1 protein-coding gene is annotated in these 405 nt (G+C 28.9%); it reads right to left on the reverse strand.

Annotation, left to right across the window (positions count from 1 at the left end):
* The coding region (locus KDK95_RS39080; RefSeq protein WP_212522674.1) for a lipase family protein at positions 1-405 on the reverse strand (405 nt) is incomplete at both ends.

Below are 405 nucleotides of genomic sequence, written 5' to 3' on the forward strand. Positions count from 1 at the left end.
ATACTAGCTAATTTAGACATAGCATTATTAGAATTTTTTACGAACGACTTATTATTTTCTTCTACATAACCTTGTACTTTTTTAAGTTCTTTTTTTATAGCTTTTTGTTCTTGTTCAGTTAAAAATCCAGCCATATCATGTGACTTGCCGTTATGAACCACAATTTCATTACCGAAATAAGTATAATTCGTATATCCCTTTATAATATTAGTTAACCAATCCTTATCAGATACAATTCTAGTAATGTTACCTTTATAACCTTTATATAGTTTAAATAATCGGGAGTTATGATTTAAATACCTAGCTGCTATAGGAGCTGGATTATAAACAACAATATTCGGAATACCATTACTCATTCCTAATATTACCGCTTCTCTACCACCTAATGAATGCCCAGTTATAAAA

This window comes from Actinospica acidithermotolerans (assembly GCF_018139625.1).
GTDB lineage: Bacteria > Actinomycetota > Actinomycetes > Streptomycetales > Catenulisporaceae > Actinospica > Actinospica acidithermotolerans.